The sequence below is a fragment of the Pseudomonas inefficax genome, assembly GCF_032164165.1.
Classification (GTDB): domain Bacteria; phylum Pseudomonadota; class Gammaproteobacteria; order Pseudomonadales; family Pseudomonadaceae; genus Aquipseudomonas; species Aquipseudomonas inefficax.
In genome coordinates, this window is the sequence record NZ_CP134401.1 from 2232857 (window position 1) to 2256695 (window position 23839).

Consider the following 23839-nt stretch of genomic DNA (forward strand, 5'->3'; position numbering starts at 1 on the left):
TCGGCAAATTCCGCTTCTTTTCGGAGCCTTGGTTTGGTTCTTGCATTTTTTGCCCAAAGACTGGAATCAGCGGATCCACCGCGCGCCCGACCATGGCCGCGCCCATGCCCGACACGCGCCAAAAGAGGTCGACGACGCCCTATGACCATCAGCGATGCCCAGCACCGTCTGCTTCTGGACAACCTGACCACCGCCACGCTGCTGCTCAACGCCGAGCTGCGCCTGGAGTACATGAACCCGGCCGCGGAAATGCTGCTGGCGGTCAGTGGCCAGCGCAGCCATGGGCAGTTCATCAGCGAGCTGTTCACCGAGTCGACCGAAGCACTCAGCTCCCTGCGCCAGGCGGTCGAGCAGGCGCACCCGTTCACCAAGCGCGAAGCGCAGCTCACCTCGCTGACCGGGCAGACCATCACCGTCGACTACGCGGTAACGCCGATCCTGCACCAGGGCCAGACCCTGCTGCTGCTGGAGGTGCACCCGCGTGACAGGCTGCTGCGCATCACCAAGGAAGAGGCCCAGCTGAGCAAGCAGGAAACCACCAAGATGCTGGTGCGTGGCCTGGCCCACGAAATCAAGAACCCTCTTGGCGGCATCCGCGGCGCAGCCCAGCTGCTGGCCCGCGAGCTGCCTGAAGAAGGCCTGCGCGACTATACCAACGTGATCATCGAGGAGGCCGACCGCCTGCGTAACCTGGTCGACCGCATGCTCGGTTCGAACAAGCTGCCGTCGTTGGCCATGACCAATATCCACGAAGTGCTGGAGCGGGTCTGCAGCCTGGTCGAGGCCGAAAGCCAGGGCTGCATCACTTTGGTGCGCGACTACGACCCCAGCCTGCCGGATGTGTTGATCGACCGCGAACAGATGATCCAGGCCGTGCTCAACATCGTGCGCAATGCCATGCAGGCGATAAGTTCGCAGAACGAATTGCGCCTGGGCCGCATCACCCTGCGCAGCCGTGCCCTGCGCCAGTTCACCATCGGCCACGTGCGCCATCGCCTGGTAGCGCGGGTGGAGATCATCGACAACGGCCCGGGCATCCCGCCGGAGTTGCAGGACACCCTCTTCTATCCCATGGTCAGCGGCCGCCCGGACGGTACCGGGCTGGGCCTGGCCATTACCCAGAACATCATCAGCCAGCACCAGGGCCTGATCGAGTGTGAAAGCCATGCAGGCCACACCGCCTTTTCGATCTACCTGCCCCTGGAACAAGGAGCCACCGCCTCATGAGCCGAAGTGAAACCGTATGGATCGTCGACGATGATCGCTCCATCCGCTGGGTCCTGGAAAAAGCCCTGCAACAGGAAGGCATGACCACCCAGAGCTTCGACAGCGCCGATGGCGTGATGGGCCGCCTGGCACGCCAGCAACCGGATGTGATCATTTCCGATATCCGCATGCCGGGCACCAGCGGCCTCGACCTGTTGGCACAGATACGAGAGCAGCACCCGCGCCTGCCGGTCATCATCATGACCGCCCATTCCGACCTGGACAGCGCCGTGGCGTCGTATCAGGGCGGTGCCTTCGAGTACCTGCCCAAGCCATTCGATGTGGACGAGGCAGTCTCGCTGGTCAAGCGCGCCAACCAGCACGCCCAGGAGCAACAAGGGCTGGATGTACCGCAGAGCCTGGCGCGCACCCCGGAAATCATCGGTGAAGCACCGGCGATGCAGGAAGTGTTTCGCGCCATCGGCCGCCTCAGCCACTCCAACATCACCGTGCTGATCAATGGCGAGTCCGGTACCGGCAAGGAACTGGTGGCCCACGCTCTGCACCGCCACAGCCCGCGTGCGGCGTCGCCATTCATTGCCCTGAACATGGCCGCCATCCCCAAGGACCTGATGGAGTCCGAGCTGTTCGGCCACGAGAAAGGCGCCTTTACCGGCGCCGCCAACCTGCGCCGGGGTCGCTTCGAGCAGGCCGATGGCGGCACCCTGTTCCTCGACGAGATCGGTGACATGCCCGCCGACACCCAGACCCGCCTGCTGCGGGTACTGGCCGATGGCGAGTTCTATCGCGTGGGCGGGCACGTGCCAGTCAAGGTAGACGTGCGCATCATCGCCGCCACCCACCAGAACCTGGAGTCGCTGGTACAGGCCGGCAAGTTCCGCGAGGACTTGTTCCACCGCCTGAACGTGATTCGCATCCACATACCACGGCTGGCCGACCGCCGCGAAGACATCCCCGCCCTCGCCCGCCACTTCCTCGCCCGCGCCGCGCAGGAACTGGCGGTCGAGCCGAAGATCCTCAAGCCGGAAACCGAGGAGTTCATTCGCAACCTGCCGTGGCCGGGCAACGTACGGCAGATGGAGAACACCTGCCGCTGGATCACCGTGATGGCCTCCAGCCGCGAAGTGCTGATCGGCGACTTGCCGCCCGAGTTGCTGAACCTGCCACAGGACGCCGCCCCGGTAACCAACTGGGAGCAGGCCCTGCGTCAATGGGCCGACCAGGCGTTGGCACGTGGGCAAACCAGCCTACTGGACAGCGCAGTGCCGAGCTTCGAGCGGATCATGATCGAGACGGCGCTCAAGCACACCGCTGGCCGTCGGCGCGATGCGGCGCTGCTGCTCGGTTGGGGGCGCAATACCCTGACGCGCAAGATCAAGGAGCTGGGGATGAATGTGGCTGGGGGGGATGATGAGGAAGGTGATGACCATTAATCCCTGACTGCCTGCAACAACGCATTCGCGGGTAAACCCGCTCCCACAGGTACAGCGCCAGCCTCAAGGTTAGCGCCGCCCTTGTGGGAGCGGGTTTACCCGCGAATGCGTTTGTAAGAGCCAGAACACGTTTCAGTCTTCCGATGCACCGTTCCTGTGCCCGATGCACCTCACTAAGGCACAAATCCCCTCAAAAAACGGCCAATTCGCCCTGAACCCCCGGTATTCAGCGGCTTTTCAAAACTGGCACGCCCCCTGCAATAGCTAATACATCCCAAGTTTCGGGGGCCCTGGTACAGGCAGGCCGGGTGAACCCCTCTTTTATTAGCAACATCGCCAGTTTTGGGGACCTCGGTACAGGCAGGCCGGGATATCCCCTCTTTTATTCGTGCAGTTTCACCTGCAATCGCCAGCGCCCAGCGTCCTCTGCACCGGCCCACTCGCCGCGCAGGGGGCGCGCGGCTACCACCGTCAGCAACAGCCCCTCCTTGCTCCTTTGCACCCGCCAGCTCACCGGTTTGCCCTGCAGGCTCAGTTGCCCCTGCCGGGCCTTGCCTTGGGCCTGGAACAACAGCGCTACCGTACCTTCCACATTCTCGCCATGCAGCTGAGGCTCTTCGTTGAACCACAGCTCCAGGCTGTCCTGCACTACCTCCACCTGCAGTAGCTCGCGCTCCTCGGGCGTAGTCAGGCGCCCGATCATCAGCCCCACCATCAAGCCGACAATCGCCAGCGACAGCATCACCCGCGGGAACGCCTTCGAACGCATGTCCGGTTCGGGGGTAGAATGCCCGTCATCTTCACGCTTGGAGCCGTGCATGTTTCACGTCATCCTTTTTCAACCAGAAATTCCGCCGAATACCGGCAACATCATTCGCCTCTGCGCCAACAGCGGTTGCGACCTGCACCTGATCGAGCCCATCAGCTTCGAACTGGATGACAAGCGCCTGCGGCGCGCGGGGCTGGATTACCACGAGTATGCCACGCTCAAGCGCCACGAGAGCCTGGCCGGATGCCTGGAAAGCCTGGGCAACCCACGGCTGTTCGCCTTCACCACCAAGGGCTCGCACCCGTTCCACGAAGTGGCGTACCAGCCGGGCGATGCCTTCCTGTTCGGGCCAGAAAGCCGTGGCTTGCCGACCGAAGTGCTGGAAAACCTGCCTGCCGAACAACGCCTGCGCCTGCCGATGCGGCCGGGGTGCCGTAGCCTGAACCTGTCCAATACCGTGGCTGTGACGGTGTATGAGGCGTGGCGGCAGAATGGGTTTGCGGGGAGCTGAGTTATAGCCTGTGCCGGCCTCTTCGCGGATAAACCCGCTCCCACAGCGGCCGCACAGACTCAAAGCCAGTGCAACACCTGTGGGAGCGGGTTTACCCGCGACGAGGCCGGCACAGACAACAAAAAAGCGCCCCGAAAGGCGCTTTTCTGATACCAGCAGCTATTACTGCACGGTCGGCGCTTCGCCAGCTTCCTGCATGCGCTGCATTTCCTGCGCGTACAGGGCGTCGAAGTTGACCGGCGACAGCATCAGGGCCGGGAACGAACCACGAGTCACCAGGCTGTCCAAGGTCTCGCGGGCGTAAGGGAACAGGATGTTCGGGCAGAACGCGCCCAGGGTGTGGCTCATCGAAGCCGCGTCCAGGTTCTTGATCAGGAAGATACCGGCCTGCTGCACTTCAGCGATGAAAGCCACTTCGTCACCATTTTTGACGGTAACCGACAGAGTCAGCACCACCTCGTGGAAGTCACCTTCCAGGGCTTTCTGCTTGGTGTTCAGGTCCAGGGCAACGCTCGGCTCCCAGGTCTGGCGGAAGATCTGCGGGCTTTTCGGGGCTTCGAACGACAGGTCGCGCACATAGATGCGCTGCATGGAGAACTGAGGGCTGTTGTCTTCTGCAGCAGCGCCGTTGGTCTGTTGGTCAGTCATGGCAGATCCTTATCCTAATGTTTTTGAATGCAGTGCAAATCAGGCCGCCAGCAGCGCATCGAGCTTGCCGGCGCGCTCCAGGGCATAAAGGTCATCGCATCCACCGACGTGGGTGCTGCCGATCCAGATCTGCGGCACCGATGTACGGCCGGCCTTCTGGCTCATCTCGGCACGAACCTGTGGCTTGCCGTCGACCTTGATTTCCTCGAAGGCCACGCCCTTGCTCTCGAGCAGGTACTTGGCGCGCATGCAGTAGGGGCAGTAGTCGCTGGAATAGACGATGACGGGCTTCATATCACTTCACCAGGGGCAGGTTATCGGCTTTCCAGCTGGAAACGCCACCGCTCAGTTTGGCGGCGTTGTAACCAGCCTTGAGCAGCTCGCGGCAGATGGTGCCGGACTGCTGGCCCATAGAGTCGACGACGATCAGGGTCTTGTCTTTGTGCTTGTCCAGCTCGCTCATGCGGTTGACCAGCTTGTCCTGCGGGATGTTCACCGCACCGACGATGTGACCGGCGGAGTATTCCTTGGCCGGGCGGATGTCGATGACCAGGGCTTTCTCGGCATTGACCAGGGCAGTCAGCTGGCCGTTGCTCAGGCTCTGGCCGCCGCGACGGATTTCGTTGACCAGCAGCGCGACCAGCAAGACAACGAAGATCGCCACCAGGATGTAGTGGTTTGTCGCAAATTGAATCAGGTTAGCAACCATCTGGGGTGTTCCACGCGATTGAAAATGCCGGCCAGTATACACAGCCCCTTATTGCCACCAAAGCCCGACGGGCCGGCCGGAAAGGTACCTTCATGTTGCCACATTGGCCACGCTGGTCAGGGAACAGGACGAATATTCGCCGCCGGTGGCGCATTTGCCCTAAAATGCGTGTCTTTATCATCTTTGAACAACCGTGAGTTTGATTGATGACGAGTACGCCCAAACCCCTGGTCCTGATCATCCTGGATGGCTTCGGCCACAGCGAAAGCCCCGAATACAACGCCATCTATGCCGCCAACACTCCGGTCTATGACCGCCTGCGCGCCAGCCAGCCGCATGGCCTCATTTCCGGCTCGGGCATGGATGTCGGCCTGCCGGACGGGCAGATGGGCAACTCCGAAGTCGGTCACATGAACCTCGGCGCCGGCCGCGTCGTGTACCAGGATTTCACCCGGGTGACCAAGGCCATCCGCGACGGCGATTTCTTCGAGAACCCGGTACTGACCGGCGCCGTGGACAAGGCAGCCAGTGCCGGCAAGGCGGTGCATATCCTGGGCCTGTTGTCCGATGGCGGCGTACACAGCCACCAGGACCACCTGGTGGCCATGGCCGAGCTTGCCGCGCAGCGCGGTGCGCAGAATATCTACCTGCATGCCTTCCTCGATGGCCGCGACACGCCGCCACGCAGCGCGCAGTCGTCCATCGAACTGCTCGATGCCACCTTTGCCAAGCTGGGCAAGGGCCGCATCGCCAGCCTGATCGGCCGCTACTATGCCATGGACCGCGACAACCGCTGGGACCGCGTCAGCGCCGCCTACAACCTGATCGTCGACAGCGCTGCCGAATACACCGCCGACACCGCCCTGGCCGGCCTGGAAGCGGCCTACGCTCGCGACGAGAGTGACGAGTTCGTCAAGGCCACACGCGTCGGTGAAGCAGTCAAGGTCGAAGACGGCGACGCGGTGATCTTCATGAACTTCCGCGCCGACCGCGCCCGGGAATTGTCGCGCGTGTTCGTCGAGCCCGACTTCAATGAATTCCCCCGCGCCCGCCTGCCAAAACTGGCCGCCTACATTGGCCTGACCCAGTACTCGGCGAAAATCCCGGCCCCCGCCGCCTTCGCTCCGGCCAGCCTGAACAACGTGCTGGGCGAGTACCTGGCGAAGAACGGCAAGACCCAGCTGCGCATCGCCGAGACCGAGAAGTATGCACACGTCACCTTCTTCTTCTCGGGTGGCCGCGAGGAGCCGTTCGAAGGCGAAGAGCGCATCCTGATCCCGTCGCCGAAGGTTGCCACCTACGACCTGCAGCCGGAAATGAGCGCGCCCGAAGTTACCGACCGCATCGTCGAAGCCATCGAGCAGCAGCGTTATGACGTGATCGTGGTCAACTACGCCAACGGCGACATGGTCGGCCATACCGGCGTGTTCGAAGCTGCGGTGAAGGCCGTCGAGGCCCTGGATGGTTGCGTCGGGCGCATCGTCGAGGCTCTGGACAAGGTCGGCGGCGAAGCGCTGATCACCGCAGACCACGGCAACGTCGAGCAGATGGAAGACGAGTGCACCGGCCAGGCGCACACCGCGCACACCACCGAGCCGGTGCCGTTCATCTATGTCGGCAAGCGCAACGTCAAGGTGCGTGACGGCGGTGTGCTGGCCGATGTGGCGCCGACCATGCTGAAGCTGCTGGGGTTGGAAAAGCCGGTGGAAATGACCGGTACATCCATCCTGGTCGATGCCTGATCCTGAGCTATAGGGGCCGCTTTGCGGCCCCAATTACAAATGAATTCCAGACAAACGCCCCTCTGCACCCGCAGCGAGGCGTTTTTTTTGCCCGCCCGCGCGGGCATACTAGGCCAGTCTCCATCCTTGGTACGCCAAACCCCATGCTTCGCGCCCTGATTCTCCTAGCCCTGTCTTGCCTGCTCAGCCCGGCCTTCGCCGATGAGCGTGCGCAGACCCAGCAGCAACTGGACGCCACCCGTCAGGACATTGCCGAGCTCAAGAAGACGCTGGGCAAGCTCCAGGAAGAAAAAGCCGGTGTGCAAAAGGACCTCAAAGCCACCGAGACCGATATCGGCAACCTCGAAAAGCAGGTGGAGGCCCTGCAGCAAGAACTAAAAAAGACCGAAGGCGAGCTGGAGCGCCTTGATACCGAGAAAAAAAAACTCCAGAGCGCCCGCGTTGAACAACAGCGACTGATCGCCATCCAGGCTCGTTCGGCCTACCAGAACGGCCGCGAGGAATACCTCAAGCTTCTGCTCAACCAGCAGAACCCCGAGAAGTTCGCCCGAACCCTCACTTACTACGACTATCTGAGCAAGGCGCGCCTGGAGCAACTGCGCACCTTCAACGAGACCCTGCGCCAACTGGCCAACGTCGAACAGGAAATCGCTACCCAGCAGCAACAGCTGCTGGCCCAGCGCGCCGACCTGGACACCCGCCGCCAGGCCCTGGAAACCGAGCGAGGCAAGCGCCAGCAGGTACTGGCCAGGCTCAATAGCGACATGAAGGACCGCGACCAGAAGCTGCAATCGCGCCAGCAGGATCAAGCCGACCTTTCCAAAGTACTAAAGACCATCGAAGAAACCCTCGCCCGCCAGGCCCGCGAGGCCGAAGAAGCGCGCAAGAAGGCCTTGCTGGCCCTGCAGGAAGCGGAAAAACGCCGTCAGCAGGAAGCCTTGGCCGCCGCTGCCGCCCGCGAACAGGCCGGCGAACCGGTGGAGCCACCGAAAAAGGCCCGCACCACCCTGGGTCCGATGGTTTCCAGCGATGGCGCGAGCTACGGCGGCGCATTTTCTGCCGCACGGGGAAAACTTCCATGGCCGGTCAATGGTCGATTGCTGGCACGTTTCGGTGATGCCCGCGGCAGCGATGCCCGTGCCAAGTGGGACGGGGTGATGATCAGCGCCAACCCGGGCACCCAGGTACGAGCCGTGCATGGCGGGCGCGTAGTGTTCGCCGACTGGTTGCGCGGTGCCGGGCTTCTGGTCATTCTCGACCATGGTAACGGTTACCTGAGCCTGTACGGCCATAACCAGAGCCTGCTCAAGAGCGCCGGTGATATCGTCAAGGCCGGCGAGGCCATTTCCACCGTTGGCGACAGCGGCGGCCAGGACGCTGCCGGCTTGTACTTCGCCATCCGCCAACAAGGTCGGCCTACCGATCCTTCGCAGTGGTGCCGGGGCTAGTCAAATTTCTACGGCGTAGCCCTTGGGCTGCGCCGACGCTCCCCAGGGAGCGCTTACAGGATCAGGAGTTCGTTCGACATGCTGCACTCGCCTCGTCTCACCCAGCTGGCCCTGTCCATCGCCCTGGCGGTCGGCGCGCCCCTGGTCACTGCCGCAGAGCCGGCCAAGCCGGCCGCAGTACCGGCCACCGAGGTGACCGCCAAGGCACCGCTGCCGCTTGAAGAGCTGCGCACCTTCGCCGAGGTAATGGACCGCATCAAGGCGGCCTATGTAGAGCCGGTGGACGACAAGACCCTGCTGGAAAATGCCATCAAGGGCATGCTCAGCAACCTCGACCCGCACTCGGCCTACCTCGGCCCCGAGGACTTCCAGGAGCTGCAGGAAAGCACCAGCGGCGAGTTCGGCGGGCTGGGCATCGAAGTGGGCCAGGAAGACGGCTTCATCAAGGTGGTCTCGCCGATCGATGACACCCCGGCCTCGCGTGCTGGCGTGCAGGCCGGCGACCTGATCGTCAAGATCAACGGCGCCCCGACCCGCGGCCAGACCATGACCGAAGCGGTCGACAAGATGCGCGGCAAGGTCGGCGAGAAAATCACCCTGACCCTTGTGCGCGACGGCGGCACCCCCTTCGACGTGACCCTGGCCCGCGCGGTCATCCAGGTCAAGAGCGTGAAGAGCCAGTTGCTGGAGAACGACTACGGCTACATCCGCATCACTCAGTTCCAGGTCAAGACCGGCGACGAAGTGGGCAAGGCCCTGGCCAAGCTGCGCAAGGACAACGGGAAGAAGCTGCGCGGCGTGGTACTGGACCTGCGCAACAACCCGGGTGGCGTGCTGCAGTCGGCGGTGGAAGTGGCCGACCACTTCCTGACCAAGGGCCTGATCGTCTACACCAAGGGCCGCATTGCCAACTCCGAGCTGCGCTTCTCGGCCGACCCGGCCGACGCCAGCGACGGCGTGCCACTGGTGGTGCTGATCAACGGCGGCAGCGCCTCGGCGTCGGAAATTGTCGCCGGCGCCCTGCAAGACCAGAAACGCGCCGTGCTGATGGGCACCGACAGCTTCGGCAAAGGCTCGGTGCAGACCGTGTTGCCACTGGCCAACGACCGTGCGCTGAAGCTCACCACCGCACTGTACTTCACCCCCAACGGCCGCTCGATCCAGGCCCAGGGCATCGTCCCCGACATCGAAGTGCGCCCAGCCAAGCTCACTGCCGAAGCCGACACCGACAACTTCAAGGAAGCTGACCTGCAGGGCCACCTGGGCAATGGCAACGGCGGCGCCGACCGCCCGACCGGCAGCGGCAAGCGCAAGGAGCGCCCGCAGGATGACGACTTCCAGCTGAGCCAGGCCCTGAGCCTGCTCAAGGGCCTGAACATCACCAAGGGCGAATGATCCAGCCCATGCGTTTTCTGTTGTGTCTGCTGTTTGGTCTGATGGCCAGTGCCGCGCAAGCGGCGCCGGCCGGCAAGGCCTACATGAGCATCATCATCGACGACCTGGGCCAGAGCAGCGAGCGCGACAGCCGTACCCTGGCCCTGCCCGGCCCGGTGACCATGGCGATCATGCCTGACACCCCACATGCCACAGACTTTGCCCGTCAGGCACACAAGGCTGGCAAGACGGTGATCCTGCACATGCCCATGGACCCGGCCACCGGACCCTATGCCTGGCACCCAGGTGTGCCGATTGAAACGCTGGCCAAGCGGTTGGACATGGCGTTGAGCAAAGTCCCGTGCGCTGTTGGCATCAATAACCACATGGGTAGCCGCATGACTGCCCAGGACGAGGCGATGGCCTGGTTGATGGCCGAACTGCAACGTCGTCACCTGTTTTTCGTAGACAGTCGCACCAGTGCCGCTACCGTGGCGGCGGCGCACGCACAGAAGATGGGCCTGGCCCATGTATCACGCGATGTATTTCTGGATAATGAGCGGTCGCTCGAGGCAATCGAACATCAATTGCTCCAGGGTATCGTCCTTGCCCGCAGGCAGGGCTCGGCAGTGCTTATCGGCCACCCGTATCCGCAGACACTGGCGGTACTGGCGCGCGAGCTGCCCCGGCTGAAAAGCCAGGGCATCGAACTGATCAGCCTGGAGCAGATGATTGCCGAACGTGGCAACCAGACGATGCCTGCGCATCGCAGGCACCGTGCAATTGCCCCAGCTGGCCAGGTCAGCGGAACGGAATGATGCCTCTGGCCTGCTCAAGGGTCAGTTTGCCGCGATGCAACCGCTGACCCGCAATGGCAGCCAGGCGGCTACTTAGCCGACGCTGGCTCCAGGTCTTGAGATGGCCCACGGTAAAGTCCTCAGCGTTGGCATCATGTGTAGGCAAATGAAAATGCGCAGCCCAGAGGTTGCGTTTGCTTGGCAGGCGCACAATACGGTATTCATCAAAGACGCTACCATCCTGCATGGTCTGCCTTGCGGTGTATTCGACCCGGATCAAACCTTCGCCATGCAGGAAGCGCAACGCTTCAGCCGAAGGATATTTGGTATCGGTATACAGTGTTGTCAGTTGCAGCCTCTTCTCGTGGCGTAGGGTATCGGCGTCACGCTCAAGGCTTCTTATCAGCGCATCGTTTCCTCCGGCATCGCGCACCACATCAACCGCCTTGTCCAGTCTCTCCAGCTGCTGGTCAAACAACTGGGCAAGCAAGGTGCCTTTGATATCGTTCTCGACATAGTCACTGGCCTTGGCTCGCACAGTGTTACTATCATCCAGCAAAGCCTGGACCCACATCGGCAAGTCACTCGACGCGCTATCTTCGGCCAAGGATGGGTGCTTGCTGACACGCTGCACCCACTGGCCCTCCACCAGGTCAAAAGTCGCCAGCACCTCCTCACTGAACGCTTCGCGCACCTCGACGACAGGCTGGCCGTCGATCTCGACCTGCGTGCCGATCATCAGCTGGCCCTCGCGGTTGCGCACCACCCGCTGTTGCTCGGTGGAAACCAGATACGGTACACGTTTGCCCACCGCATCAACGGCTGGCTGCTGCAGCGCGGCGACCAGGCGCTGTCCCGCATCATGCTTCAATTGCTCGACATGCTGACGGTACCGCTCAAGCATGGCAGGCTCTATCAGCTCGCCGCCATCACGCAGGATTCGAGCACTGTTGAGTAGTGCAGCAGAGTACTCATCCCATGCCTCCTGCAGGATCACCACCTGGTCTTCTGCCGAAAGATTGGCCATGTCCAGCTCACCGTGCGCATCAGCCGCACTGCGCAGGGACAGCCCGACCAGTTCTTCCCGATAGGCAGCAACCGTCTGCTGGCCAGAAGCTGCGTCCAGGTGCAACGCCAGTTCCGCGAGGTTTTGAACCTGGTGGAAACGCAGCTGGATCGTGGTGAATCTGCGTTCACGGATCAACTGCCCCACTGTTTTCTGGTGCTCGGGAATGACCGAGGATATGACCAGATCATCCGGCGAACTGGCCAGCAAGTCATCCAGTACGATGCCCATGGCGAGCATGCGATCCTGGTATTCGGCAACGATCGCCAAACGATCGCGAAGCGCGGCGTATTGTTCACCAACTTCTGCCAAGGGCTTACCATCAACGTTACTTTGCAGCACGCTCAGCTGAGGGTAGTCGGCAAGGATCCAGAACTCGTTATAAACGAACTGGCTGTCGCGAATCAGGTCGACTCGGCTCGTGGTCTGATGCTCTTCAAGCACAGGGTCCCAGTCACCTTTCCTGCGCTGGGTCGCATATTTGGCTTCTGCCATGGCCGATAAAAGCTCTAGCCGATCCTGACCTTTGCGAACGGCTTCTTCCAGTGAAGTCGCCGCCAGTTCCCGCGCTTGCACGATACGAGTCTTTAGCGTGGCGATTTTTTCGTCATACTTGAGCGCCAGCGATTGCAAACCCGACAGTTCCTCGGTCGCCGGTGCCGAACCGATCTGCGACGGCAAACCACTGCGCAAGCGCTGTACGGTTTCAAGCTCGCGCCCAGCGGCGACAACATCAGAGCCTGCGCTTGCCACGTTCAACCTGACGTTTGCGATTTCAGTGTCCAGGCGCGCAATTTGCGTATGCATGGCGTTGAACCGTGCGGCAGTCCGAGCTGCGCCGCCCGGGGCGCCCCCGGCAAGGCGTAACCCGTTATCGATGCGCCAGACTCCATTGATGAAGGTAAGCCATGGCCCTGGTGCGCCTGTGCCATCAACTACCCGAACACCCTGCGATAAAACCTCCACGCGGTAGACGTCACCCGACATGGCGGCATAGTAGTTGCCATCGATGCGATACAACCCCGCGTTCACACCCTCAGGCAGGGGCTGCAAACCATTGATCGACACCTTCGAGCGCATGGCTTGCAACTGCTTGCGCTGTGCCGGCGGCAACCAGTTGAAGCCGTGCTGGCCGCGCCACGAAAAGTCTATCGCCTGGCCGACCAAGGGGATGAGTGCCTGCTCGACGGGTTTGACAGCCACTTCGCCGAACGCCCCTGTCTGCGCTCGGGAGCCTTCAAAGCTCAAGGTACCAAGCAAGGCCTCGGGAGATACTTCAATATTCGGTTGATGGGCGTGCAGCAATACCATCGAAAGGTTCAGCAACAGATCGGCAATGGCAGCAGGCCGGTCGAAATCGCTGCCCTGCTCCAGCGCCATCAGGTCATGCTGCAACGACGTTAGCAGCTGCAAGAGCCAGGCTGCTGTAGCAACCGGGCCGCGCACCGCCAAGGTCGCTACATCGAACAACAGCCAGGCCCCCTCAGTCAGGAGCGCCCAGCGGCTTTCGGCAGTGGAAACGGATTGCAGGTCTGCCAGCTCGATCAGCAAATCAGCATTGGCCTTGTACAAACGTTCGTCGAGGTCGTTGTGCCAGAGCTTGATGTCGAGCACCGCCGGGGCAGGGCGCTCGGGCAACGCATACGGGTCGATGCCCAGGCTGACAATATGCGGCTCGGTGAAGCCACCTTGCTGGTAGATGCTCCTGGCGTCTGGCTCCATCCAGTCGAGGATGCTGGCTTGCAGCAACGACGACTCTTGCACGTGTTCAAGCAATGCGGCGAGGCTCGCATACTCGCGAACGGTGTCCTGCCGATACAACGGCCGGTACAACAACACCCTACGCGGCTCGGCACAGAACAGGACATACATGCCACGTACCGCGTCTTTGTGCGTAGAGGTGCTACTGCGCCTGAATGCCAGGGGGAAAATGGTCATTCTAGGCGTCTGTGGGTCCACATGGCCCGCGCAGAAATCAATCACGCACTGCAAACCGGTTTCGGACACCTTTTCGTCCAGCTTCCCAGCCAGGGCGCTCGCCAGTAATGCGCTTCGCCATTCCTTGCCAAAGCGCATCACACGCTCGGCCCGCCCGTTAGTATCGTTCAGCCGAGCAGCCACGTAGGTCGGATACTGGCCTCCGATATCGAGTTCAGTCACCAGCTGTGCAGCGGCCTTTGCAGTCAGCCAGGCCGGGCTTGCTTTGCCGTCCTGGCGACGAATCTGTTTGATGAAAGCCCCCTTGAGCGAAGCAAGGTTGCCGATGGCGAACTGTGTCAGGGTCTTGCTGCCAACAAACACCAAGGGCTCACCACCACCTGCACCTGTCGCCGCCCCGCCCGGTACCCCGTTGGCGCGGTATAAGTCCAGCATCAGGTCATCGGGAGAGGTGTCATCGCCATGGTCCTCGGCGATCCGCTCACTCAACTTTTGGCTGGCGTACTCCGTTAATGGCTGGATGCCATCCAGCGCTGACACGCCATCGGCATCCATGTGGTGCAGCGCCAACTGCAGCAAAGCAGCACACCATGCAAAACTGTCCTGCGGCGCACTGGCCGTAATTCCCGGAGGTGGTACAACTGCTGCCGTCTCGTCCTCATAACGGAGGAACCAGGCGGCTGGATCGCTCAACCGGGCGTAGCACCGCTCAAGCTCGTCGATATCGGCAAAATTTTCGTGACGTAACAGCTCAAAGCGTTCGAACATGCCGTCGAGAAGCAGCGATACCTGTTGGGCAAACACGTTGCCCTCAACACTGCAGCGGGCCCAGCTGAGACTGTCGAAGCTGTAGCGCTGGGCCAATTCGTCGCGCAAGCCTTCGCCGAACGCTGATAACGAGGCAAAACTACGGACAATGCCCGACGGGGCGCACCACAACACCATCTGACGGGCATCGGACTCCCCCAGCACCAGCAGGCTGCTGAGCTTCTCCTGAAAATGCAGCGACCCACTTTCCAACTTGGCTTGCACAACAAACACCAGGGGCTGATCCTTGCCACCGCTGATCAAGCCGCGCAAGCAAGCCTGCTCCTCTTTGTCCAGACCTTGCAACGGTAGCCCGCGCAACAGGGCGGTGCGCAGCAGCAATTGCAACCAGCTGTCCCGGCTAACGCCAGCGCTACCCTTGGCCCGCCAGTAGTCCAGCTGCGCTTCACAGAACCGTTGCGGCAACTGTTCAAGCAGTTCATTGAGCGGGGCCGACAAACCGGCCAGTTGCCGCGTGGCAAATTCGCTGTCGGAGCCGGCGAAGCGGTAGTCTGCCGTCAAGCCCAGATTGTAATGACGCTCGCCGATTGGCTCCAGATCCAGCTCGCCAGGACCACGCAGGGCTTCGAGCACCCTGTCGAGCAAAGACTGTGTGGTCCAATAAGGCGTGGCAGGGTCTGGGCTATCAAGCATCAACGGGTCGGCATCCGACAGCGCTGGGGTCACATAGGCAAGCCACGGCAGCTCAGCCAGCAAGACCTCCAGTAACTGGCGACTCGCCACTTGACGTAACGTCGGACGGTCGGAGAAATGCCTGGCGGCTGCGTACTGGAAGTCGAAGGCGGGATGTTTCATGTAAAGCACCTCTTGGCAAAACCAGAAAGGTGCCTTGGCTGTATCAACCGCGCGGGTTACATAATGCTTGGGCAAAAAAAAGGCCTTGCATTTGGCAAGGCCCTTTGGATATAGCTGATCAGCTGTAAACACGCCCCAGCAACTGGCGGTGGCTCTCGAACTGATCCAGCACATCGCGCACAATCTGGTCCGGAGCAAAGCCCATCAGGTCGTACTCCTGGCTACCATCGTGCAGGTACACCTCGGCGCGGTAGAAGCGCTGGCGCACTTCCGGCTCGCCCTCCACCGGCGCTTCGCTAGGCGCGGCCAGATAGCCGTCCAGGCTCACTTCATAAACGAACGGGTTGCCCTCTTCCATCATCACCCGCAGGCCCATCATGTTGCGCGACTGGCCGACACGGGTTTCCACCTCGAAGCCCAGGGTCTGCAGCTGAGCGGCCGCTTCCTTCAGCGCGGGGCTGACTTGTTTGTCCATGAAACGCTGCACCACGGCCTGGGTCGGCTGCAGTTCCAGCTGGGTCAAGCGCTCACTGAAGCCGCGACGACCGCGGGCGGCCAGCTCGGCACGCTCTTGCTCGACCACCACATCCTGCTTCATGGCCTTGTACAGGCCGAACATGAACAGCACCAGCACCACCGAGAACGGCAGGCCCGCAAGCACCACCATGGTCTGCATGGCCTCGAAGTTACCGGCAAACAGCAAACCGATGGTGACCAGGGTGATGACCACCGACCAGAACACCACCATCCAGTGCGGGGCGTCTTCGTCTACCTTGCCGCCTTTGCACGACAGGTTGGCCATCATCACCGCGCCGGAGTCGGCCGGGGTGAGGAACAGCACGAAGCCGACGAACACCGCTACACCGATCACGATCTTGGCCGCCGGGAAGTACTCCAGCAGCTGGTAGATCGACATCGACGGCTGCTCCAGGGCGGTCTTGCCCAGCTCCACGGCGCCCTGGTTGATCACCAGGTCCAGCGCGGTGTTGCCGAAGATCGACAGCCAGGCCAGGGTAAAGCCCAGTGGGATCAGCAACACGCCACTGACCAGTTGGCGCACGGTGCGGCCCTTGGAGATACGGGCAATGAACATGCCGACGAACGGACCCCAGGAGATCCACCAGGCCCAGTAGAACACGGTCCACAGGCCCAGCCAGCGCTCGGACTTGCCGGTTTCGCCTTCATAGACGTAGAGGTCGAAGGTTTTCAGCACGATGCCGTTGAGGTAGTCGCCGATGTTCTGCACGAAGCCGTTGAGCAGGTGCAGGGTTTCACCGCCCAGCAGGACGAAGATCAGCAGGCCGCTGAACAGCACGATGTTCAGGTTGGACAGGCGGCGGATGCCGTTTTCCACACCCGAGACCGCAGCCACGGTGGCAACGCCGGCCATGACCAGGATCACCACCAGCAGGTTGGTCTTGCTGTGGTCCATGCCGAACAGGTATTCCAGGCCGGAGGCCACCTGCATCGAACCGATGCCCAGGTTGGTCACCAGGCCCAGCAGGGTGACGAACATGCCGAAGATGTCCACGGCATTGCCGGCAGCGCCCTTGACCCAACGCTCACCGACCAGCGGGTACAGCGCCGAACGCAGGGCCAGCGGCTGGTTGTGGCGGTAGGCGAAGTAACCCACGGCAAGGCCGACCAGGGCGTAGATCGCCCAGCCATGCAGGCCCCAGTGCAGGAAGGTCAGCTGCAGGCCCTGTCGCGCTGCATCGAGGCTGGCAGAGGCGCCTTCCGGTGGGTTGTAGTAGTGGTCCAGCGGCTCGGAGGCGCCGAAGTAAAGCAGCGAAATGCCGATACCAGAGGAGAACAGCATGCCGGCCCAGGCGCCATAGCTGAAGTCGGGCTGGTCATCCTTGCCGCCAAGCTTGAGCTTGCCGTAGTCGGAGAAGGCCAGGTAGATGACGAACAGCAGGTAACCGCCGATTACCAGCATGTAGTACCAGCCGAAGGTGCGCGTCAGCCATTTTTGGGCCACGCCCAGCACTTGGCCGGCGGTTTCGGGTACAGCGATAAGCAAGGCAGTCAGAACGAGGATCATCAGCGCGGAGGTGAAGAACACCACGCGGTTGACCCGTACCCTCTCGGCCGGAGGGTTGGTAAGTGAGGCAGAACTCATTGCACGAATGCTCCGGGCAGTGCAGCTGTGGAGGCTAATCAGTCTTTCCCGAGCAATTGGTGGAATATCCCCACTGCATCAGGTGTTATAAAAGCACCCTTGGAAACCGTGATCCCGAATCGATACGTTGCAAAAAAACAGACAGGTGGCCTGCTGAAAATGCCACACCTCAGCCGAGGTGCGCGCATTCGTCACAGATCACCCCGCCCGCTCCAAGGGCCCGCCGCAGGGTCCATGACCGCACGGCAGAATCTGCATTTCGCATCGCTCATGCCCGTCAACGCCTTGTATTCCGGGGGTTACGCGATTTCCTGGGGTGTCAATCCGTGCTTTCTAGACCGCTTGAAAAACTGTCAATGGCACAAATTGTCGCAGAGCTTATTCTTTATTGATTGAACGTTCAATCAAAACAAAATAGACTGGCCTTCGCCGAGTCAGCCGCCCGTCGTCTGCTCGCAGGCCTGAGGAGATAGCAAGATGCCCAAGGTCGGTATGCAACCCATCCGCCGCCAGCAGTTGATCGAAGCCACGTTGCTGGCGGTCGATCAGGTCGGACTGGGTGACGCCAGCATTGCGCTGATTGCCCGTTTGGCCGGTGTGTCGAACGGCATCATCAGTCACTACTTTCGGGACAAGAACGGCCTGATCGCAGCGACGATGGGTTACATCATGAACATGCTCAACGAAGGCGTCAGAGCACGTCGCCAGGCCCTGACGGACGACAGCCCGCGCGCCCACCTGAAAGTGATCATCGAGGGCAACTTCGATGCCAGCCAGGTGAACGGCCCGGCGATGAAAACCTGGTTGGCCTTCTGGGCTTCCAGCATGCACCAGCCCGATTTGCACAGGTTGCAGCGGATCAACGACCACCGCTTGTATTCCAACCTGTGCTGCCAGTTCCGCCGCGCCCTGCCGCTCTACCATGCGCGCAAGGCAGCCCGCGGCCTGGCGGCTTTGATCGACGGCTTGTGGCTGCGTGGCGCCCTGTCGGGTGATGCATTTGACACCGACCAGGCGATACGGATTGCTTACGAATACATGGATCTACAACTGGCTAAACAGCACACCCTGGGTACAAACGACCAGGCCGCTGAACAAGCACGCACGGCCCTGGCCAACCCGGCAGGAGCCTGACGCGCAAGCCAAACCACACACTGCACTTGCGAGGACACTATGGCCCGTTTCGGAACGCAAAAACTCTACATTGATGGCGCTTACGTCGACGCTGGCAGCGATGCCACCTTCGAGGCCATCAACCCGGCTACCGGCGAAGTCCTCGCCCACGTGCAACGTGCCACCGAGGCTGACGTCGAGAAGGCCGTCGAAAGCGCCGAGCGTGGCCAGAAAGTATGGGCCGCGATGACCGCCATGCAGCGCTCGCGCATCCTGCGCCGCGCCGTCGAGATCCTGCGCGAGCGCAACGACGAGCTGGCCATGCTGGAAACCCTGGACACCGGCAAGTCGTACTCGGAAACCCGTTACGTCGACATCGTCACCGGCGCCGATGTGCTGGAGTACTACGCTGGCCTGGTTCCGGCCATCGAAGGCGAGCAGATCCCGCTGCGTGAATCGTCCTTCGTCTACACCCGCCGCGAGCCGCTGGGCGTGACCGCCGGTATCGGCGCCTGGAACTACCCGATCCAGATCGCCCTGTGGAAATCCGCCCCGGCCCTGGCCGCCGGCAACGCGATGATCTTCAAGCCGTCGGAAGTCACCTCGCTGACCACCCTGAAACTGGCCGAGATCTACACCGAAGCCGGCCTGCCTAATGGCGTGTTCAACGTACTGACCGGCAGCGGCCGCGAAGTCGGCACCTGGCTGACCGAGCACCCACGCATCGAGAAAGTCTCCTTCACCGGCGGTACCACCACCGGCAAGAAGGTCATGGCCAGCGCCTCGAGCTCGTCGCTCAAGGAAGTCACCATGGAACTGGGCGGCAAGTCGCCACTGATCATCTGCGCCGACGCCGACCTGGACAAGGCCGCCGACATCGCCATGATGGCCAACTTCTACAGCTCGGGCCAGGTGTGCACCAACGGCACCCGCGTGTTCATCCCGGCTGAAATGAAGGCTGCCTTCGAGGCCAAGATCGTCGAGCGCGTTGCCCGCATCCGCGCTGGCAACCCGGAAGACGAAAACACCAACTTCGGACCGCTGGTCAGCTTCCAGCACATGGAAAGCGTGCTTGGCTACATCGCCAAGGGCAAGGAAGAAGGTGCCCGCGTACTGTGCGGTGGCGAGCGTCTGACCGCCGGTGATTTCGCCAAGGGTGCGTTCGTGGCCCCGACCGTGTTCACCGACTGCACTGACGACATGACCATCGTCAAGGAAGAAATCTTCGGCCCGGTGATGAGCATCCTCACCTACGAAACCGAAGAAGAAGTCATCCGTCGTGCCAACGACACCGAGTACGGCCTGGCCGCCGGCGTCTGCACCAACGACATCACCCGCGCCCACCGCATCATCCACAAGCTGGAAGCCGGTATCTGCTGGATCAACGCCTGGGGCGAATCGCCGGCCGAAATGCCGGTCGGTGGCTACAAGCAGTCGGGCGTCGGCCGTGAGAACGGCATCAGCTCGCTGGCTCAATACACTCGCATCAAGTCGGTCCAGGTCGAGCTGGGCGGCTACAACTCGGTTTTCTAAACCCTGTCTAGCCACGCCCGTGCCGCTGCGCACGGGCGTTCCCGCTCCCTTATCACCGCCAACACGAGGGTACTTTCATGTCCCAAGAATTCGATTACATCATCGTCGGTGCCGGCTCGGCCGGTAACACCCTGGCGACCCGCCTGACCGAAGACGCCGGCGTCACCGTATTGCTGCTGGAAGCCGGTGGCCCCGACTACCGCTTCGACTTCCGCACCCAGATGCCAGCCGCCCTGGCCTTCCCGCTGCAGGGCCGCCGCTACAACTGGGCCTACGAGACCGACCCGGAACCGCACATGGACGGCCGCCGCATGGAGTGTGGTCGCGGCAAGGGCCTGGGCGGCTCGTCGCTGATCAACGGCATGTGCTACATCCGCGGTAACGCCATGGACTTCGACGGCTGGGCAGAACTGCCAGGCCTGGAAGACTGGACCTACCTGGACTGCCTGCCGTACTTCCGCAAGGCCGAAACCCGTGACATCGGCCCGAACGACTATCACGGCGGCGAAGGTCCGGTCAGCGTGACCACGCCAAAAGCTGGCAACAACCCGCTGTTCCACGCCATGGTCGAAGCCGGCGTCCAGGCCGGTTACCCGCGCACCGAAGACCTCAACGGCTACCAGCAGGAAGGCTTCGGTCCCATGGACCGTACCGTGACCAAGAACGGCCGCCGTTCCAGCACCGCTCGCGGCTACCTGGACCAGGCCAAGAAGCGCCCGAACCTGACCATCGTCACCCACGCCCTGACTGACCGCGTGCTGTTCGACGGCAAGCGCGCCATTGGCGTGACCTACCTGGTCGGCGACAGCGAAGAGCGCGTCGAAGCCCGTGCCCGCAAGGAAGTGATCGTCAGCTCCGGCGCAATCGCTTCGCCGCAACTGTTGCAGCGCTCCGGCGTTGGCCCGCGCGCCCTGCTGGAAAGCCTCGACATCCCTGTGGTGCACGACCTGCCGGGCGTTGGCGAAAACCTGCAGGACCACCTGGAACTGTACCTGCAGTACGCCTGCACCCAGCCGGTGTCGCTGTACCCGTCGCTGCTGTGGTGGAACCAGCCGGCCATCGGTGCCGAGTGGATGTTCAACGGCACCGGCATCGGCGCCAGCAACCAGTTCGAGGCCGGTGGTTTCATTCGTACCCGCCCTGAATTCAAATGGCCGAACATCCAGTACCACTTCCTGCCGGTCGCGATTAACTACAACGGCTCCAACGGTGTGAAGGAACACGGCTTCCAGGCGCACATGGGCTCGATGCGTTCGCCAAGCCGTGGCCGTATCCAGGCCAAGTCGAAGGACCCGCGCCAGCACCCGAGCATCCTGTTCAACTACATGGCCACCGAGCAGGACTGGCAGGAATTCCGTGACGGTATCCGCCTGACCCGCGAAATCATGGCCCAGCCGGCGCTGGACCCGTACCGTGGTCGCGAGATCAGCCCGGGCGCGCACGTGCAGACCGACGAAGAACTGGACAAGTTCATCCGCGAGCACGCAGAAACCGCCTTCCACCCGTCGTGCTCGTGCAAGATGGGTACCGACGACATGGCGGTGGTCGATGGCGAAGGCCGCGTGCATGGCATGAAGGGCCTGCGTGTGGTCGATGCGTCGATCATGCCGATCATCATCACCGGCAACCTCAACGCCACCACGATCATGATCGCCGAGAAGATCTCGGACAAGATCCGTGGCCGCAAGCCGCTGCCGCGCAGCACCGCCAAGTACTATGTGGCGGGCGATGCACCGGTGAAGGGCAAGCCGATGCGTGAAGTGAAGCAGGCGTAAGCCTGCCCCGGCCTCTTCGCGGCTAAAGCCGCTCCCACAGGATTCTCACAGAACTTGAGATTTGTGATTCACCTGTGGGAGCGGGCGCGCCCGCGAAGAGGCCCACCCAGGCAATACAATGAAAGGCACCCATCGCGGTGCCTTTTGCACATCTGCAGAAACGCTTTACAGCCTGCCAATTCATCAGGTTAGAATCGATTGGCACGCGACTTGCCAGTCAAGTCCTCTTTCCGCAATACCCCGGAGTACCTGCCTTTGGATGCAAGCACCATCAACAGCCTGTTCCTGATCGGCGCATTGCTGGTGGGCGCAAGTATCCTGGTCAGTTCGCTGTCGTCGCGCCTGGGCATCCCTATCCTGGTCATCATCCTCGCTGTCGGCATGGTCGCCGGGGTCGATGGTGGCGGCATCATCTTCAACAACTACCCGACCGCCTACCTGGTGGGCAACCTGGCGCTGGCCGTGATCCTGCTCGACGGCGGCTTGCGCACGCGGGTAGCGAGCTTCCGCGTGGCACTGTGGCCGGCGCTGTCGCTGGCCACCATCGGCGTGATGATCACCACCGCCCTCACCGGCCTGGTCGCCGCCTGGCTGTTCAACCTGAGCCTGATCCAGGGCCTGCTGATCGGCGCCATCGTCGGCTCCACCGACGCCGCCGCGGTGTTCTCGCTGCTTGGCGGCAAGGGCCTGAACGAGCGGGTCACCGCCACCCTGGAGATCGAGTCGGGCAGCAACGACCCGATGGCGGTGTTCCTCACCGTCACCCTGATCGACATGATCGCCAGCGGCCAGACCGGCCTGCACTGGAGCCTGCTCACTCACCTGCTGCGCGAGTTCGGCATCGGCGGGCTGCTGGGCCTGGGCGGCGGCTGGCTGATGCTGCAACTGGTCAACCGCATCAAGCTGGCTGGCGGCCTGTACCCCATCCTGGTGATCGCCGGCGGCCTGGTGGTGTTCTCGCTGACCAACGCCCTGCACGGCAGCGGCTTCCTCGCCGTGTACCTGTGCGGCCTGGTGCTTGGCAACAAGCCGATCCGCAGCCGCCACGGTATCCTGCACATGCTCGACGGCATGGCCTGGCTGGCGCAGATCGGCATGTTCCTGGTGCTGGGGCTGCTGGTCACGCCCCACGACCTGCTGCCCATCGCCCTGCCGGCGCTGGGCCTGGCGCTGTGGATGATCCTGGTGGCACGGCCGCTGTCGGTGGTCGCCGCACTGCTGCCGTTCAAGGCTTTCCATGGCCGCGAAAAGGGCTTTATCTCCTGGGTCGGCCTGCGCGGCGCGGTACCGATCATCCTTGCGGTGTTCCCGTTGATGGCCGGCCTGCCGGACGCCCAGCTGTTCTTCAACCTGGCCTTCTTCATCGTGCTGGTGTCGCTGCTGGTGCAAGGCACCAGCCTGCCGTGGATGGCCAAACTGCTGAAAGTGACGGTTCCGCCAGACCCGGCACCAATCTCCCGTTCTGCCCTGGAAGTACACATCACCAGCGAGTGGGAAATGTTCGTCTACCGCCTGGGTGCCGAAAAATGGTGCATCGGCGCCGCCCTGCGCGAGTTGAAAATGCCCGAAGGCACGCGGATCGCGGCGCTGTTCCGGGGCGAACAGTTGCTGCACCCGTCGGGCAGCACCGTGCTGGAAGTGGGTGACATGCTTTGCGTGATCGGCCACGAGCACAACCTGCCGGCCCTGGGCAAACTCTTCAGCCAGGCGCCACAACGTGGCCTGGACCTGCGTTTCTTCGGCGACTTCGTGCTCGAAGGCGATGCCGAACTGGGTGCGGTGGCAGCTCTGTACGGCCTGAAACTCGACGGCCTGGACGCGAAAATGCCGCTGGCCCAGTTCATCCGACAGAAGGTCGGAGGCGCTCCAGTAGTAGGTGACCAGGTCGAATGGCATGGCACGATCTGGACCGTGGCCACCATGGACGGGAACAAGATCCAGAAAGTAGGCGTCAGATTCCCCGAAGGAACGCGACCCGGACCAGGATTGTTCCTCTAAACTTCGTTTCTGC

17 protein-coding genes are annotated in these 23839 nt (G+C 62.2%); 11 read left to right on the plus strand and 6 right to left on the minus strand.

Going from position 1 to position 23839, the window contains the following annotated elements; genetic code table 11:
• Positions 1-141 precede the first annotated feature (141 nt).
• Both glnL and ntrC read left to right on the plus strand, forming a co-directional pair.
• The gene (glnL, locus tag RIN61_RS09985; RefSeq protein WP_025340937.1) at positions 142-1227 is read left to right on the plus strand and encodes a nitrogen regulation protein NR(II); all 1086 of its coding nucleotides are present in this window, start codon (positions 142-144) and stop codon (positions 1225-1227) included.
• Entirely contained in the window at positions 1224-2660 is a 1437-nt protein-coding gene (gene ntrC / locus RIN61_RS09990) for a nitrogen regulation protein NR(I) (RefSeq protein ID WP_046613491.1), read from the plus strand. The genes glnL and ntrC overlap by 4 nt, the downstream gene beginning before the upstream one ends.
• 382 nt (positions 2661-3042) lie before the next feature.
• On the opposite strand, the gene RIN61_RS09995 is transcribed toward ntrC, so the two are convergent.
• On the minus strand, positions 3043-3480 hold the full coding sequence (locus RIN61_RS09995) for a hypothetical protein (RefSeq protein ID WP_313856981.1): 438 nt from the start codon (positions 3478-3480) through the stop codon (positions 3043-3045).
• Between RIN61_RS09995 and trmL the strand changes: the two genes are divergently transcribed.
• The gene (trmL, locus tag RIN61_RS10000) at positions 3479-3940 is read left to right on the plus strand and encodes a tRNA (uridine(34)/cytosine(34)/5-carboxymethylaminomethyluridine(34)-2'-O)-methyltransferase TrmL (RefSeq protein WP_112249597.1); all 462 of its coding nucleotides are present in this window, start codon (positions 3479-3481) and stop codon (positions 3938-3940) included. The two genes, RIN61_RS09995 and trmL, sit on opposite strands and share 2 nt — an antisense overlap.
• A 162-nt stretch (positions 3941-4102) precedes the next feature.
• On the opposite strand, the gene secB is transcribed toward trmL, so the two are convergent.
• Genes secB through RIN61_RS10015 form a run of 3 tightly spaced genes read right to left on the minus strand, consistent with a single transcriptional unit; the run spans position 4103 to position 5297 of the window.
• Complete coding sequence (gene secB, locus RIN61_RS10005; RefSeq protein WP_013974581.1) at positions 4103-4588, minus strand: protein-export chaperone SecB; 486 nt, start codon at positions 4586-4588, stop codon at positions 4103-4105.
• Between the two features lie 39 nt (positions 4589-4627).
• A complete protein-coding gene (gene grxC, locus RIN61_RS10010; RefSeq protein WP_003249204.1) occupies positions 4628-4882 on the minus strand; it encodes a glutaredoxin 3 in 255 nt (84 codons plus the stop codon).
• Between the two features lies 1 nt (position 4883).
• A complete protein-coding gene (locus RIN61_RS10015; RefSeq protein WP_112249599.1) occupies positions 4884-5297 on the minus strand; it encodes a rhodanese-like domain-containing protein in 414 nt (137 codons plus the stop codon).
• Positions 5298-5503: 206 nt separating this feature from the next.
• Here RIN61_RS10015 and gpmI point away from each other — a divergent pair, with 206 nt between their 5' ends.
• The 4 genes from gpmI (at position 5504) to RIN61_RS10035 (ending at position 10679) form a co-directional block, all read left to right on the plus strand.
• A complete protein-coding gene (gpmI, locus tag RIN61_RS10020) occupies positions 5504-7039 on the plus strand; it encodes a 2,3-bisphosphoglycerate-independent phosphoglycerate mutase (RefSeq protein WP_112249601.1) in 1536 nt (511 codons plus the stop codon).
• Between the two features lie 143 nt (positions 7040-7182).
• Positions 7183-8487, plus strand: coding sequence for a murein hydrolase activator EnvC family protein (locus tag RIN61_RS10025; RefSeq protein WP_313856986.1), 1305 nt, complete (start codon positions 7183-7185; stop codon positions 8485-8487).
• Positions 8488-8565: 78 nt separating this feature from the next.
• Positions 8566-9882 carry a S41 family peptidase gene (locus tag RIN61_RS10030; RefSeq protein WP_112249605.1) on the plus strand — a complete coding sequence of 439 codons (1317 nt, stop codon included), beginning with the start codon at positions 8566-8568 and terminating at the stop codon, positions 9880-9882.
• A gap of 8 nt (positions 9883-9890) precedes the next feature.
• On the plus strand, positions 9891-10679 hold the full coding sequence (locus RIN61_RS10035; RefSeq protein ID WP_112249607.1) for a divergent polysaccharide deacetylase family protein: 789 nt from the start codon (positions 9891-9893) through the stop codon (positions 10677-10679).
• On the opposite strand, the gene RIN61_RS10040 is transcribed toward RIN61_RS10035, so the two are convergent.
• Complete coding sequence (locus tag RIN61_RS10040; RefSeq protein WP_313856988.1) at positions 10663-15285, minus strand: dermonecrotic toxin domain-containing protein; 4623 nt, start codon at positions 15283-15285, stop codon at positions 10663-10665. The two genes, RIN61_RS10035 and RIN61_RS10040, sit on opposite strands and share 17 nt — an antisense overlap.
• 118 nt (positions 15286-15403) lie before the next feature.
• Positions 15404-17350, minus strand: a complete 1947-nt coding sequence (locus RIN61_RS10045) for a BCCT family transporter (RefSeq protein WP_252378435.1) — start codon at positions 17348-17350, stop codon at positions 15404-15406.
• 534 nt (positions 17351-17884) lie between these two features.
• Between RIN61_RS10045 and betI the strand changes: the two genes are divergently transcribed.
• The 4 genes from betI (at position 17885) to RIN61_RS10065 (ending at position 23826) form a co-directional block, all read left to right on the plus strand.
• Positions 17885-18541, plus strand: a complete 657-nt coding sequence (gene betI / locus RIN61_RS10050; RefSeq protein WP_112249611.1) for a transcriptional regulator BetI — start codon at positions 17885-17887, stop codon at positions 18539-18541.
• 39 nt (positions 18542-18580) lie between these two features.
• Positions 18581-20053, plus strand: coding sequence for a betaine-aldehyde dehydrogenase (gene betB, locus RIN61_RS10055; RefSeq protein WP_133975992.1), 1473 nt, complete (start codon positions 18581-18583; stop codon positions 20051-20053).
• Positions 20054-20130: 77 nt separating this feature from the next.
• Entirely contained in the window at positions 20131-21828 is a 1698-nt protein-coding gene (gene betA / locus RIN61_RS10060; RefSeq protein ID WP_112249615.1) for a choline dehydrogenase, read from the plus strand.
• Between the two features lie 255 nt (positions 21829-22083).
• A complete protein-coding gene (locus tag RIN61_RS10065; RefSeq protein ID WP_112249931.1) occupies positions 22084-23826 on the plus strand; it encodes a potassium/proton antiporter in 1743 nt (580 codons plus the stop codon).
• Positions 23827-23839 lie beyond the last annotated feature (13 nt).

Bases quoted from the DNA above. Each gene is read 5' to 3' on its own strand.
- gpmI (WP_112249601.1), top strand. From the start codon at position 5,504: ATGACGAGTACGCCCAAACCCCTGGTCCTGATCATCCTGGATGGCTTC.
- RIN61_RS10035 (WP_112249607.1), top strand. From the start codon at position 9,891: ATGCGTTTTCTGTTGTGTCTGCTGTTTGGTCTGATGGCCAGTGCCGCG.
- RIN61_RS10025 (WP_313856986.1), top strand. From the start codon at position 7,183: ATGCTTCGCGCCCTGATTCTCCTAGCCCTGTCTTGCCTGCTCAGCCCG.
- betA (WP_112249615.1), top strand. From the start codon at position 20,131: ATGTCCCAAGAATTCGATTACATCATCGTCGGTGCCGGCTCGGCCGGT.
- betB (WP_133975992.1), top strand. From the start codon at position 18,581: ATGGCCCGTTTCGGAACGCAAAAACTCTACATTGATGGCGCTTACGTC.
- glnL (WP_025340937.1), top strand. From the start codon at position 142: ATGACCATCAGCGATGCCCAGCACCGTCTGCTTCTGGACAACCTGACC.
- RIN61_RS10015 (WP_112249599.1), bottom strand. From the start codon at position 5,297: ATGGTTGCTAACCTGATTCAATTTGCGACAAACCACTACATCCTGGTG.
- ntrC (WP_046613491.1), top strand. From the start codon at position 1,224: ATGAGCCGAAGTGAAACCGTATGGATCGTCGACGATGATCGCTCCATC.
- grxC (WP_003249204.1), bottom strand. From the start codon at position 4,882: ATGAAGCCCGTCATCGTCTATTCCAGCGACTACTGCCCCTACTGCATG.
- betI (WP_112249611.1), top strand. From the start codon at position 17,885: ATGCCCAAGGTCGGTATGCAACCCATCCGCCGCCAGCAGTTGATCGAA.
- secB (WP_013974581.1), bottom strand. From the start codon at position 4,588: ATGACTGACCAACAGACCAACGGCGCTGCTGCAGAAGACAACAGCCCT.
- RIN61_RS10030 (WP_112249605.1), top strand. From the start codon at position 8,566: ATGCTGCACTCGCCTCGTCTCACCCAGCTGGCCCTGTCCATCGCCCTG.
- trmL (WP_112249597.1), top strand. From the start codon at position 3,479: ATGTTTCACGTCATCCTTTTTCAACCAGAAATTCCGCCGAATACCGGC.
- RIN61_RS09995 (WP_313856981.1), bottom strand. From the start codon at position 3,480: ATGCACGGCTCCAAGCGTGAAGATGACGGGCATTCTACCCCCGAACCG.
- RIN61_RS10040 (WP_313856988.1), bottom strand. From the start codon at position 15,285: ATGAAACATCCCGCCTTCGACTTCCAGTACGCAGCCGCCAGGCATTTC.